Below are 13,035 nucleotides of genomic sequence, written 5' to 3' on the forward strand. Positions count from 1 at the left end.
CTCCTAAAGCGGGTCCACTAGGTAGTTACGCGATTCCAGCAGTTGCCTTACGCTGGCGTAGCTTAAGGGAGCCACTTGCCAACGTCCTTGATGACAACTAAGAATTTCTTGGCGAGCCAGCGCCAATCGAGCGCCCAGCGCTTCATGATGTGAAAATGGCAGAACATGGCCTAACGCCTGATCCTCTAGCCCTCCATGAATTAACAAAGCATGTAGTAACAATGTTGCCACATCTCCTGTATCAGTAGGCAACTCTGCTTCTACTAACGCGTCTAACAACCAAAGCTCTTCTTGAAACTGCTCTTCTTGAGACTGCTCGTCAGAGCGCTCGGTATTGCAGCTTTCAACCGGCTTTCGCAAGCGCTCCCGCCAGTAGTGCCAGGCTATACCCAAATGCCCCCGGCAGTGGGCCGCCAGACGTTGCAACTCTTTATAGGAGCGCTCACGCTCATCGTCATCTTCACTCGTGTTGGCAAGAATAGGCCGCCCCGTACGGGAGCTATATACCGTTGGGAAGACACCACCATCATTCGCCAACTGAGTAAAATAGTGTGCCAGCTGCTCACCTTCTAGCGCCTGCAAGGTAACCACGGGGACGCCCTCCAAACCCACCGCATGCTGCAGGTAAGCATACGTCCAGCTATCACAACCTATTACGCCTTGCCCTAGGCGGCCACTTAAGGCCCGCTCTAACAGTTCGCGCACACCTTGTAAGCCAAGACTATGACGTAAAAAATGCCTCTCTAGGGTAGGAATTGCCCAACGACGCTGATGACCACAACGCTCCACCCACTCAAGACACCCGTCAACAAGCTCTGCAAAGGTTGGCGTGGACAGGCAACTGACATCCTGCTGCTGCGCCCAATGGCTAACGACTGCACCGTGGCCACCATAAGGGGGAGAAATAAACAGTACGACCGGTGCATCAGCATATTCACCCATGGCTTGGCTAAGGGCATTAGCTGCTGGCACCCAATCAATAGCAGGTACCCAATGTGAAAGCGCGACTTCAGGCAACTTACGCAGCTCGCTCTCTTCCTTTGCTTGGCGTTCCGAGGCCTCTTTACCAATTATCCACGTGGTTGCTGCTCGCCAGCTACGCCGCCACTGGCTGGCTTGGGTCTGCTCTGGTGTTTGAAACGACTCAAGTGCCACGACTTGCCATGGCGATAAAGCAGACTTCAATAAGCGCTGCGTCATATGCCGCCTCGAACATAAATAAGTAGATTAAGGTTAGCATGCCTCATAGTGAGGTTGAGGAAATAGTGTGATTGAGGAAATAGTGTCATTGAGGGGCTAGCCGAACTTATCAGCTAATATAAAGTCGTTAGTCAGTAACTACCCCATATGAGAGCAAAGCGCAGGAGGCGATAATGAGCGTAGTTAAAGTCACAATGGCAGAACTGCATGAGAAGCTTTCAAAATGCATTGCGGGCGAACGGGTGCTTATTGACCACGAGGGAAATCGATTTAGCGCCCGTATTCAGCACGTTGGCTTAATGGGACTAAAAGTCATCCCGGAAACCCAGATTAAGAACAGCACAGGCGACCCTGGCGATATCGATGGTGTGACAGTGCCTTACGACGACATTTGGGAACTTGAAGTCAAAGGCGTGGTGTATAGCCGTCAAAACGACGACGTTTGAAAAGTCGTTTTGCTAAATTAACCTGCCAACGCGGAGGCAACACGTTCCAGCACCAGCGTCTCGCGATGAATAGATAATCCCATGCTGGCAGGCTGACGTGCGATAACACTACGGTTGTGTTTGAGCGCTTCTTCCAGCGGTATCCATTTCGCTGACATACCGTTCGCTTATTCGTTATCTCCCAGGCTTGCCTGACCTAACGTGCTATGAATAAGATGGGCGATATGCTGCATGTATGTCACCGGCAAATAAAAGCGGCCATTCTACGTAAATGGCCGCTTTAATTCACTTGCCTAGAAGCAACGTCATGCGCTCTCCCAGTGAGACTAGAAGGTTAGGCAGATTTTGCCGAAGTGTTTGCCTGACTCCTGATGACGAAACGCATCGGCAATCTCATGTAGCGCAAACTCTCGGTCGATAATCGGCTTGAGACCGAGAGTATCAATGGCGCGGGTCATATCAATTTGGTCACGGCGACTACCTACAATCAAGCCTTTCAGCGTGGCCTGCTTAGCCATCAGCTTAATGGTTGGTATATCCCCCTGACGGCCGGTAAGTATGCCAATTAAAGCAATGTGACCGCCAATTTTGACCGCATCAATGGATTGCGGCAACGTGCCGGGGCCGCCGACTTCCACAATATGATCAACCCCTTCGCCAGCGGTCAATTCACTAACGGCTTTACCCCACTCTGGCGTCGTTTTGTAATTAATCACATGATCAGCGCCCAGCGCCTTGAGGCGTTCCAGCTTCTCATCGGAAGATGACGTCGCAATTACCTGAGCGCCCATCATCTTGGCAAACTGCAGCGCAAAAATGGAAACGCCGCCAGTACCCAATACCAGTACGGTATCACCTGCTTTGATGCCACCATCTACCACCAGCGCGCGCCAAGCGGTTAAACCAGCGGTGGTTAGCGTTGCCGCTTCCGCATGGCTGTAGCCTTTCGGCTGATGGGTGAACGAATTAGCAGATGCCACCACCTGCTCGCGGGCATAGCCGTCAATGCCATCCCCTGGGGTGGTACGGAAATCAGCGATTCGCGCAGGCCCTTCGAGCCAACCTGGGAAAAACGTCGATACCACCGCATCACCCACAGCGAACTCGCTAACACCTTCGCCAACCGCTTCAACCACGCCAGCACCATCTGACATGGGAATACGGCCATCCTCAGTAGGAATCATGCCCGCCACCACGGCGTAGTCGTGGAAGTTAAGCGAGCTGGCATGTAGACGTACTTTAATTTCACCGGGGCCTGGCTCGCCCGGCGCCGCTAGGTCAACCACGTCCAGTTTATCTAAACCGCCGGGCTGTTGAAGCTGAATGGCTTGCATCGCTACCTCCTGTTGAAAGTGCTTAGCTAGAATCGCTCAATAAGCGACTGGTCTATTAAGAGCTGGGGGCAGTGTGGTCAGTATCAAGGCCAAGATCAAGGTCGTGACCCAAAAAGCCCCCTGACTGACGCTGCCATAAGCTGGCATAAATGCCGTTATGGGCTAACAGTTCTTGGTGCGTACCACTCTCTACCATGCGCCCTTCATCTACTACAATTAACCGGTCAAGCATCGCAATGGTAGAGAGTCGATGGGCAATGGCAATCACCGTTTTGCCTTCCATCAGCGAATCGAGTTGCTCTTGAATCGCGGCTTCCACTTCGGAATCCAACGCTGAGGTGGCCTCGTCCAACACCAGAATAGGGGCGTTTTTAAGCAGTACGCGGGCAATAGCAATACGCTGGCGCTGACCACCGGATAGTTTCACACCACGCTCGCCGACATGAGCGTCTAAACCGCGCCGCCCTTTAGGGTCGACCAACTCGTTGATAAAGGTATCTGCATGGGCGCGGCACACTGCTTGCCACACATCATCATCGCTGGCATGAGGACTACCGTAGCGAATATTATCTCTCAGCGAACGATGCAGTAGCGAGGTATCCTGGGTCACCATACCAATCTGATGGCGCAATGAGGTTTGGGTAACCTCAGCAATATCCTGCCCATCAATCAAGATACGCCCGCCCTGTAAGTCATAAAAGCGCAGCAACAGGTTTGCCAGCGTCGATTTTCCCGCGCCAGAACGGCCAATCAGGCCAATTTTCTCGCCAGGTTTAATCGTCAGACTCAGCCCGTCAAACACGTTTTTACTTTCACCTTCAGCTTGGGCGTACTGAAAGCGCAGCGCATCAAACACAATTTCGCCCTTGGGCACCGCAAGCGCGATAGCATTTGGTGCATCTTTGATCGTGGGCTCCTGGGCGATGGTATTCATGCCGTCTTGCACGGTACCGATGTTTTCAAACAGCCCGGCCACTTCCCATAAAATCCAATCCGACATAAAGCGGATACGCATTACCAGAGCAATCGCAATGGCTAACACACCCAGGGAAATGGCGTCCAAATACCAGGCGCTGATCGCCATGCCTGCCGTTCCCACCAGCAGCAGCGTGTTGAGCAGCGTTAGGCAAACACTCATGATGGTGACTAGCCGCATTTGCCGATGCACAGTCCCCATGAAACCTTGCATCGCATCCTTGGCGTAGCTCTGCTCACGCTCGGTATCAGCAAACAGCTTAATCGTTTGGATATTGCTGTAACTATCAACCACGCGCCCTGTCATCTGGGCACGGGCATCGGCCTGAGCCATTGAAACGTCGCGCAGGCGCGGCACAAAAAAGCGCATAATGCTTAAATAACCGACCAACCAAAGTCCTAGCGGCAGCAGTAGCCACGGGTCAGCACGGCCTAGTAAAATTGCCGCCCCGGTAAAGTACACGATGGCGTAAACCATTAGATCCATCACTTTGGTGACGGTCTCACGAATGGCCAACGCTGTTTGCATGACTTTTTGCGACACCCGCCCTGCAAACTCATCCTGATAAAACGCTAGGCTTTGGCTAAGCATATGGCGGTGAGAAAGCCAGCGGCCGATCATCGGGTAGTTACCGAAGATACTTTGGTGAGTCACCAGTGACTGCGCCAGCACCAGTAGCGGCAGGCCGATAATTACCAACACGCCCACACCTGCCAGCCAAAGCCCATGATCCGACCAGAAATTCGCGCGTTCTACGTTACCCAGCCAGTCGACCAAGTCGCCCATATAACTAAAAAACACCACTTCCGCCGCAGAGACCAGGGCAGTCGCTAGCGACATCAGTAACAGCCACGGCCAAACGGGGCGCGAAAAATGCCAAATAAACGGCAGCAGACCTTTCGGAGGCGTGGCAACCTCGCCTTCGGGATAGGGGTTCACCCGCGTTTCAAAGTAACGGAATAGCGGCGCTAGTAAACGTGACAACATGGAAGGTCCTTTCGTTACCTTGGTGGACAGACGTAGTTAAGAAGATTGATGACGCAATAGCCAACGAGCCCAAAAAGGGGCCACAATCATCAGTGTGACCATACGCAGTAAGTGGTGAAAGGCTACAAACACTGGGTCGATATTAAGCGCGACAGCAAGAATAGCCATTTCACCGATGCCTCCGGGAGCTAGCGCTAATAGAGCAACGTCACGGCGCACGCCCAGCAGCTGGTGGATCAGTTCAGCAAACAGCGCTAATACCACCAGAGCAAGCAGCGTCGCCACCCCCGACTGCCATAAATAGCGCCCGAGCAAGCGCCGTGTTATGCCCTGAAAACGCGAGCCAATCGCGCTGCCTAGCACCCACAACATGAGGTTCATTCCCCAACTAGGCAACGTAAGGCTTGCAAGCCCAAACCCAGACAACAAGGCCGCCATAATAAGCGGCGCAAGTAGCGCCGCACTTGGAATGCGCAGCCACTGGCCCATGGGTAATAAGAAAGGAATAGTGAGCAGCATCCAACCGTGCTCAAGGGTGGCCTGTGCCGGCCCAATGTCACCTGCACCGCCTTCAAATGCCCAAAACAGAGGAGGAAGAAACAGAATGACGAGGATAATACGAAGCGACTGGGCAATGGCGATACGTTGCGGGTCACCGCCACATTTATCACCGAGCATGATCATTGCCGTCATTGCCCCTGGCGATGAACCAAACCAAGCACTGACCGGGTCGAAGCCACAGCGACGATACCACGCCGCGGCAACAGCGGTAGAGGCCACAACACCTGCCAGCAAGAGTGCCGCAGAGATTGGCCAGTCCAACACACGATGGGCAAGTTGAGGCGTCACCTGGCTGCCCAGCACTAAACCCATGACCGCTAAAAACACATTGCGCAGCGGTTCAGGTACGCTCACGTTGATGCCTTTCGCTGACATCAGCAGGTTGGCAATCAATGGGCCTAACATCCAGGCAAGCGGTAAGCCGGTGAGCTGAAAAATAACGCCACCTACTGCACCTACGGCAAGCGACGTTACCAGCCCCTTTGCACTGTCTGCGCTGACACGGATGCCCTTCACGCTTCCCTCCACCCTAATCTCTAACGTTAAAACGCAATTGTTAACCTGCTAAGCGTAAACGTTAGCTTACCACCATAAAGGGCATTTAGGGCGTTAGTCGCAAGGTGCTGCTAGCCTCAATCTTCGTCTTCATCACCGCGCATTCGCGCCTGTCGATCGGCCTCTTCTTCAATAGCATCGTCAATCACTTCTAATAGCTCATCGACATTGGCAATGTGGCTATCAAGCTCGAAGTGGCCGGTCAGTTTGCTATCGGGGTGCAGCTTGCCTGATTCATATAAAGCCCACATTTCTTTACCATAGTGGGTGGTGAGAAGCTCCGGCGCGAAACGACCAAAGTAGGCGCGCATATTATCAACATCGCGCTCTAACATTGCTTCTGCACTATTATTGCCCGCTGCATCCACTGCCTGGGGCAAGTCGATAATCACTGGCCCTTCAGCATCTACCAACACATTGAATTCTGATAAATCACCATGAATCAGACCTGCACACAGCATCCGCACCACGTCTTGAATCACTTTGGCGTGATAGCGAAGCGCTTGCTCATGAGTGAGGGTCACTTCATCCAGGCGCGGCGCCACGTTCCCCTCGGCATCGCTAATCATTTCCATGAGCAGTACGCCATCAACAAACCCATGTGGCTCAGGCACACGTACATCGGCGGCGGCAAGACGATATAGCGCATCGACTTCCGCATTCAACCACGCCTGCTCCTGCTCTTTTTGGCCGTAGCGGGTCTTTTTGGCCATGGCGCGAGAACGACGACTATTGCGCTCCTTACGCCCTTCTTGATACTGCACGGCCTGTTTAAAGCTACGCTGTTTAGCTTCTTTAAAGACCTTGGCACAACGTACTTCTTCACCGCAGCGCACGACATACACCTGCGCCTCTTTACCACTCATTAACTGCACCAGCACCTCATCGATCATTCCATCATCGACCAGGGGCTGTAATCGCTTAGGGATTTTCATGGTTAGCTGCGTCGGCTCCTCTTTACTATCTGTGCACAATCATTAATCGATCAATAGCGAATACGGCGGACGCGGAATGCGCGCCCTTTAAGTTTGTCACGCTCAAGCTTGGCTTGGGCTTTTTGAACAGCGCCATGCTCCACTGCCACATAGGCACTGCGGGCTAGCACTTTAATTTTGCCTACCTGGTCGCCACGTAAGCCGCCCTCGCTGGTCAGTGCTCCCAAAATATCACCCGGGCGCAGCTTGTCTTTCTTACCGCCCGCCAACTGTAGCGTTGCCATAGGCGGTTCAAATGGCACTGAATTTTGGGGCTTCGGCAAAGGCTCGGTGGTAATCGGTTGTTCTAGCAAGCCTTCCAACCGCTCCAGCCGGTAATGCTCTTTAGGCGTGACCAGCGTACAGGCAATGCCGCTAGCACCTGCGCGCCCGGTTCGCCCTACCCGATGCACGTGAACATCAAGCTCACGGGCAATCTGATAATTAAACACCGCATCTAATTGAGCAATATCTAAACCACGTGCAGCAACATCCGTTGCTACTAGAATAGACGCACTTTGGTTAGCAAACAGAATTAGCCGTCGATCACGATCTTTCTGCTCTAAGTCGCCGTTGAGCGCCACGGCACTAAAGCCAGCATCTACCAGCTGCTCAGCCACCGCCTGAGTTTCGCGCTTAGTGTTGCAGAACACCACGCTGGTCGCTGGCCGATAAACCAGTAGCAGCTGTTGAAGGGCCGCAAAACGCGCCTCTTCATTGGCAACGTCATAGAAGTGTTGATCGATGGTAGTGGCATCATGAACCTCGGCCACTTTGACCATCACTGGCTCACGCATAATGCCGCGGGTCATAGCCGTCAGGCCACCTGACGCCTGGTCATCGGGGAACGTCGCGCTAAACAGCAGCGTTTGGCGGTCAGCTGGGGTCTCATCAATGATCGCATCAATGGTGTCCTGAAAGCCCATATCGAGCATACGATCGGCTTCATCGAGTACCAAGGTGGTAAGCGACCCTAGTGTCAACGAGCCTTTGCGCAAATGCTCGTCGATTCGCCCAGGCGTCCCCACAACAATATGCGCGCCGTGTTCTAAGGAGCCAAGCTGCGGCCCAAACGGCGCACCGCCACATAGAGTGAGCACTTTAACGTTGGGCAACCCACGCGCCAATCGCCGTAACTCTTCGGCTACCTGGTCAGCAAGCTCTCGGGTGGGGCACAGCACAAGGCCCTGAACAGCAAACGCTTCTATGCGCAGTTCTGCCAGCAGTGCCAAACCAAAGGCAGCAGTTTTCCCCGATCCCGTTTTGGCCTGGGCCAACACATCTCGGCCCGCCAACATCGGTGGCAGGCTTTGCGCCTGCACTGGTGTCATGGCGTGATAGCCAAGGGAGTCTAAGTTGGTTAAAAGCGCAGGAGAGAGCGCAAGCGATGCAAAAGAAGTGTCAGACACAAAATTATCCTGAAGGGGCTATATTGCCCAGCAAACCTATAATGTGAAGCACCATACCAGAAAGCGCCAACCCATGCCTTGCTGCAAGGATAGCCAAACGTTAAACCATGGGTGATTGCTAGACTTTTAGTCAACAGGCCAGCGAGTAGGACAGCGTAATTAAGATAGAGTAGTGGAGACACAGCACTTAAGACACAGCACTTAAGACACAGCACTTAAGACACAGCACTTAAGATAGAGCACTTAAGACAACGCAGTTGCTAACGCTGCAAAACGCCCCTGACATAATGTTGCTAAGTCGCTTGGGGAAAGCTCTATCTCCAACCCACGCCGCCCCGCGCTTACATAAAGTGTCGAAAACGCCTGCGCCGAGCTATCAATAAAAGTAGGCAGACGCTTTTTCTGGCCGAGAGGGCTAACACCGCCAAGCACATACCCCGTGGTCCGCTCCACGTCACCTGGCGCTGCCATTGCCGCTTTTTTCGCCCCTGCCGCTTTAGCAATTTGCTTTAACCCCAGTTGGCTGGTGACCGGCACAATACCAACGGCCAACTGCTTACCATCCAAGGTAACTACCAAAGTTTTAAATACTTGCTGAGCGGCAACACCCAGTTTTTCAGCTGCCTCCAGCCCGTAGGACTGCGCAGCAGCATCGTGTTGATACTCATGGAGCTGAAACGCAATGCCTGCGTGTTTTGCACTATTGATCGCCGGTGTCATGAAGTTCTCTTAAGTTAGCATTATCAGCCTGCCTGAAAAGTAGACTTCGCCCTGCTACGCTAAATAGCGTGATTGATTTAAGGATGTCAACTGACAGGAGTCTTGATATGAAAGCAACTTCCAAAGCACAGCAGAAAGCCGCTGGGGCTGCGCTTTCTGCCAAGCGTGGTGAAACACAGCCCAGTGAACTTTATGATTCCTCCAAAGAGATGTATGACTCAATGAGTGAAGAGGAACTCGAAGAAATGGCCAGCACTCAGCGCAAGGGAAAACCGCAAAAGAAAGAAGATGATTGAAAAAGCTGTGTTCCACAACGGCAACAGCAAAGGCAGAAGTGATCGCTGTGCCGTTGTGGGAGAAGTTTATGTGATTAAGTTACTAACGTAATGCTGGTCACAGCACGCAGATTCCGCAACTTGCAATGCTGCTCAACACTTTCAACAATCTCTTCAGCATCATTGATCTGCTGCTTATCTAGCTGAATATCAACCATTAAGAAGCTACCCACTTGAGCTAGACGTACATCGTCATTGGCAATATCAAAATCTGCCACTTCTTGCACCATCTCCTGGCGAACGCTACCTAAAGGCTCGCCAAACATCAATTCGCGCAGCGCGCCACGCACCATACGAATGGGCATCGGCAGGAAGTAGCCCGCGATTATTAGTACCATCACCGGATCGGCAAAGCGCGCAAGGTGAGACCACGGGGTAAGCGTCAACCCCCATGTGAGCGCAAAGCCCAACATAACGGCGGCACTTAACCAAGTATCCATTTGCCACTGACGCAGTTCGGCAGCTAGCAGTGATGAGCGCGCAATTCGAGCATAACGGTTCAACCACCACCACGTAAGTAAACATCCTGCTACGTTTACCACGCCAAACATTAACGCAAGATCCAACGTTACCAGCCGCCCACCTTGCGCAAGGCTCCATACAGCCGAGACCATCGAAAACAGGCACACCAGTGCTATCACTACGCCTTTAAGCAGCACAGCCAACGGCTCTACAGTAAGCCGCCCAAAGGGGTAGTGATCATCTGCCGGTTTGCGCGCCTGCTGCAATGCAAACAAGGACAGCGACGCCAGCACTAAACTTAATAGCGAATAACCACTATCGAATAAAATAGTAATTGAACCGCTAGCAAGCCCGAGAGCAAGGCCAGTAAAGGCAAACAGGCTGGCGGAGACAGCAGAAAATCTGAGCGCTCGGCGCTCGGCGACAAAGGGGGTCACGCGAAATACTCCAGTAAAGTGTCTTAAACCCAACGCATAATAGTGAGTACACTAACGTTTCACCAATCGCTCAGCGCCAACTTTTTTGGCTCTCCATGGAGTAACCTATGCGCGCAGAACAAGTGCAGGCGTTTATTGACGTTACTGAACATGGTTCCTTTGCCGCCGCCGCGCGGCACACCGGAATGAAACGCAGCACCCTAAGCGCCACAGTGAATGCCTTGGAAGACAGTCTTGGAGTCGTGCTGTTCGAGCGTTCAGGCAATAGCCTGCAGCTAACAGCCGTAGGTGAAAGCGTTTTGCCGGACTGCTACCGCCTACTGACCAGTGCCAGCCGAATCAAAAAACACTGCCAACAACACCTGCAGGGGGTCGAAAACCAGCTCTGCATTGCCCGGGATGATGCGCTGCCTGAAGCATTTTGGCGACAAGTCATGCACGACTTAAAACAGCGCTATCCACTTACAGCCATCTCGGTATATTTATTGCCCCCCCAAGAACACCCACAGTTCGTCCTTCGACAAACCGTTGATATAGCTTTTGGGTTGTATACCGCTGAAGGTGCCGACGTAAATGCCAGTAACCTTGCACCGGTCAGCATGTGCTTATTAGCAGCAACATCGCACCCGTTAAGCCGGCTTCCCAGCGTTACTCGCGATGATCTCGCCCAATATACCCAAGTCTGTTTAACCTATGAGCAGGGCGATAAGTTGGTCAGTGAAGCACTTTTTTCGACAAATTACTTGGGCCTGACCATGTTCGAGGTCATCCGCGATGCAGCGATTAATGGCACTGGCTGGGCGTTGCTACCTTACCCACTAGTCAAGGAAGCCATAGAAAGCCATCAGCTTTGCGCTCTTAACCATGACCTTGCCCTGGACAGTCATTACTACCGCTATGTGGAAGGCGAAAGCCTAGGGGTAGTCGCCACCGCGCTGCTAACGAAGGTGTCACGCTTTTTAGGGAACACTCGTTGAGGCCCGCCAAAACGTTGAAATAGAGCATTGGAAAAAATCGCTTGTAGCTTCCAATCTATAAAAAACCATACAAGGAGATCAAAAGGACACGCTAGAGAACCGACACAGGTGAGTGTCATCTAAGCGTAAAGTGCATCTGCCAGTGTCGATGTTGCCGTCAACTAAGGAGTAGTTTCCACGATGGTACGACTCGATAAGAAAGCCACTAGGCTGTATGTCCTGGACACGAATGTCCTGATCCATGACCCCGCCGCGCTTTACCATTTTGATGAGCACGACGTGGTTATTCCCATGACTGTGCTTGAAGAACTAGACAAGCATAAAAACGGCATCAGAGAGATCGCCCGCACCGCGCGGCAGATTAGCCGCACGCTGTCAGACCTTACCAACCAAGTCACCTTTAATGAGATCCAGAAAGGTATTCCTATTCCGCGCATTAGCGGTGAATCGGGCCGCTTACATTTTTTGTGCTACAACGACCTTAAACCCTTCGACTCCCTTGATGACAGCCCCGACAACCGCATTTTGGCGGAAACCTGTCGGTTACGCGATGAGCGCCCGGATGCTTCGGTCATCCTGATCACCAAAGACATTAACCTGAGGGTAAAAGCAGCCGCACTAAAAGTGCCGGTGGAAGACTACCTGAATGATCGCGCCTATTCTGACAGCGATGCAATGATTGAAGGCGCACAGGTATACACCACTGCGGGGCAGGACGGTGCCTCGCTGTGGGAAACGCTCAATGTCGATGTCACCGTCGAGCGTGTCGACCACCATACTTTCTATCAATTAAGTGGCAACATGCCGCGCCATTGGCATGTCGGCATGCTGGTATCCGATAGCGAAAATGGCGCTGAGTTTGAAGCCATTGTCCGTGAGCTATCACCGTCATCTGCCCGACTACAGCTACTTACCAACTACCGTCACCATGCTGGCGTGTGGGGCGTTCATGCCCACGACAGCCGCCAAAACTTCACCCTCAACTTGCTGATGGACCCAGACATTGATCTGGTCACGATTGCTGGTAATGCAGGCACCGGTAAAACGTTTATGACGCTCGCCGCAGCGTTCCAGCAAACACTAGATGCCAAACTATTTGAGCGCATTGTATTTACCCGTGCCCCGATTCCCATGGGCGAAGATATCGGTTTCTTACCGGGCACCGAAGAGGAGAAAATGTCACCGTGGATGGGTGCCTTCCACGACAATATGGATAACCTGTTGCGTAACGAAGAGGGAGAGTCTAGCTGGGATAATGGTGCCACCCGACAGCTTATTGGCTCGCGGGTGCAGATTCGCTCCCCAAGCTTCATGCGTGGGCGTACCTTAAACGATACGTTCTTGATTATTGACGAGGCGCAAAACTTTACCCCCAAACAACTCAAGTCGCTGGTAACCCGAGCGGGCCGAAATACTAAGATTGTCTGTTTAGGTAACGTTGGCCAGATCGATACCCCCTACTTAACCGCCAACACCTGTGGAATGGCTGCTGTTGTCGAACGATTTAGAGATTGGCCCCATGCTGGGCATATCACGCTGAAAAGCGTTGAACGGTCGCGCCTCGCGCTGGCAGCTGAAGAGCTTTTGTAACGCTTGCCGCAAACCACCTTGCCGATTCACCCTTCGACTAAGAGCATCGCCCAGCAAAACTGGGCGATGTGC

13 protein-coding genes are annotated in these 13,035 nt (G+C 52.6%); 4 read left to right on the forward strand and 9 right to left on the reverse strand.

Translation table 11 applies throughout. The features are described from left to right. Window positions 1-3: 3 nt before the first annotated feature. Window positions 4-1,200 (reverse strand): hypothetical protein, encoded by a 1,197-nt coding sequence (locus CR46_RS0113005; protein WP_030073579.1) that lies wholly within the window; start codon window positions 1,198-1,200, stop codon window positions 4-6. 173 nt (window positions 1,201-1,373) lie between these two features. Between CR46_RS0113005 and CR46_RS0113010 the strand changes: the two genes are divergently transcribed. Then, window positions 1,374-1,646, forward strand: a complete 273-nt coding sequence (locus CR46_RS0113010; protein WP_030073581.1) for a hypothetical protein — start codon at window positions 1,374-1,376, stop codon at window positions 1,644-1,646. 17 nt (window positions 1,647-1,663) lie between these two features. Here CR46_RS0113010 and CR46_RS18200 read toward each other — a convergent pair whose 3' ends face one another. The 7 genes from CR46_RS18200 to ybaK form a co-directional block, all read right to left on the reverse strand. Further along, on the reverse strand, window positions 1,664-1,804 hold the full coding sequence (locus tag CR46_RS18200; RefSeq protein ID WP_198023730.1) for a hypothetical protein: 141 nt from the start codon (window positions 1,802-1,804) through the stop codon (window positions 1,664-1,666). Window positions 1,805-1,972: 168 nt separating this feature from the next. Next, window positions 1,973-2,980 (reverse strand): zinc-dependent alcohol dehydrogenase family protein, encoded by a 1,008-nt coding sequence (locus tag CR46_RS0113020; protein WP_030073583.1) that lies wholly within the window; start codon window positions 2,978-2,980, stop codon window positions 1,973-1,975. A 55-nt stretch (window positions 2,981-3,035) separates the two neighbouring features. After that, entirely contained in the window at window positions 3,036-4,943 is a 1,908-nt protein-coding gene (locus tag CR46_RS0113025; RefSeq protein WP_030073585.1) for an ABC transporter ATP-binding protein, read from the reverse strand. Between the two features lie 36 nt (window positions 4,944-4,979). Further along, complete coding sequence (locus tag CR46_RS0113030) at window positions 4,980-6,020, reverse strand: AbrB family transcriptional regulator (protein ID WP_030073587.1); 1,041 nt, start codon at window positions 6,018-6,020, stop codon at window positions 4,980-4,982. A gap of 116 nt (window positions 6,021-6,136) precedes the next feature. Then, window positions 6,137-6,994, reverse strand: a complete 858-nt coding sequence (locus tag CR46_RS0113035; RefSeq protein WP_030073590.1) for a PA4780 family RIO1-like protein kinase — start codon at window positions 6,992-6,994, stop codon at window positions 6,137-6,139. A 50-nt stretch (window positions 6,995-7,044) separates the two neighbouring features. Continuing rightward, window positions 7,045-8,442, reverse strand: coding sequence for an ATP-dependent RNA helicase DbpA (dbpA, locus tag CR46_RS0113040; RefSeq protein ID WP_030073593.1), 1,398 nt, complete (start codon window positions 8,440-8,442; stop codon window positions 7,045-7,047). Window positions 8,443-8,685: 243 nt separating this feature from the next. Continuing rightward, complete coding sequence (ybaK, locus tag CR46_RS0113045; protein ID WP_030073595.1) at window positions 8,686-9,162, reverse strand: Cys-tRNA(Pro) deacylase; 477 nt, start codon at window positions 9,160-9,162, stop codon at window positions 8,686-8,688. Between the two features lie 107 nt (window positions 9,163-9,269). On the opposite strand from ybaK, the gene CR46_RS0113050 reads away from it, so the two are divergent. Next, on the forward strand, window positions 9,270-9,458 hold the full coding sequence (locus CR46_RS0113050; protein WP_030073597.1) for a DUF3008 family protein: 189 nt from the start codon (window positions 9,270-9,272) through the stop codon (window positions 9,456-9,458). A gap of 74 nt (window positions 9,459-9,532) precedes the next feature. On the opposite strand, the gene CR46_RS0113060 is transcribed toward CR46_RS0113050, so the two are convergent. Next, window positions 9,533-10,396, reverse strand: a complete 864-nt coding sequence (locus tag CR46_RS0113060) for a cation diffusion facilitator family transporter (RefSeq protein ID WP_030073598.1) — start codon at window positions 10,394-10,396, stop codon at window positions 9,533-9,535. Window positions 10,397-10,503: 107 nt separating this feature from the next. Between CR46_RS0113060 and CR46_RS0113065 the strand changes: the two genes are divergently transcribed. Together CR46_RS0113065 and CR46_RS0113070 are read left to right on the forward strand one after the other, a co-directional pair. Continuing rightward, a complete protein-coding gene (locus CR46_RS0113065) occupies window positions 10,504-11,373 on the forward strand; it encodes a LysR family transcriptional regulator (RefSeq protein ID WP_030073600.1) in 870 nt (289 codons plus the stop codon). 180 nt (window positions 11,374-11,553) lie between these two features. Next, window positions 11,554-12,963 carry a PhoH family protein gene (locus CR46_RS0113070; RefSeq protein ID WP_030073602.1) on the forward strand — a complete coding sequence of 470 codons (1,410 nt, stop codon included), beginning with the start codon at window positions 11,554-11,556 and terminating at the stop codon, window positions 12,961-12,963. Window positions 12,964-13,035: the final 72 nt, after the last annotated feature.

Origin of the sequence: Vreelandella neptunia, assembly GCF_000712975.1 — a bacterium.
GTDB lineage: Bacteria > Pseudomonadota > Gammaproteobacteria > Pseudomonadales > Halomonadaceae > Vreelandella > Vreelandella qaidamensis.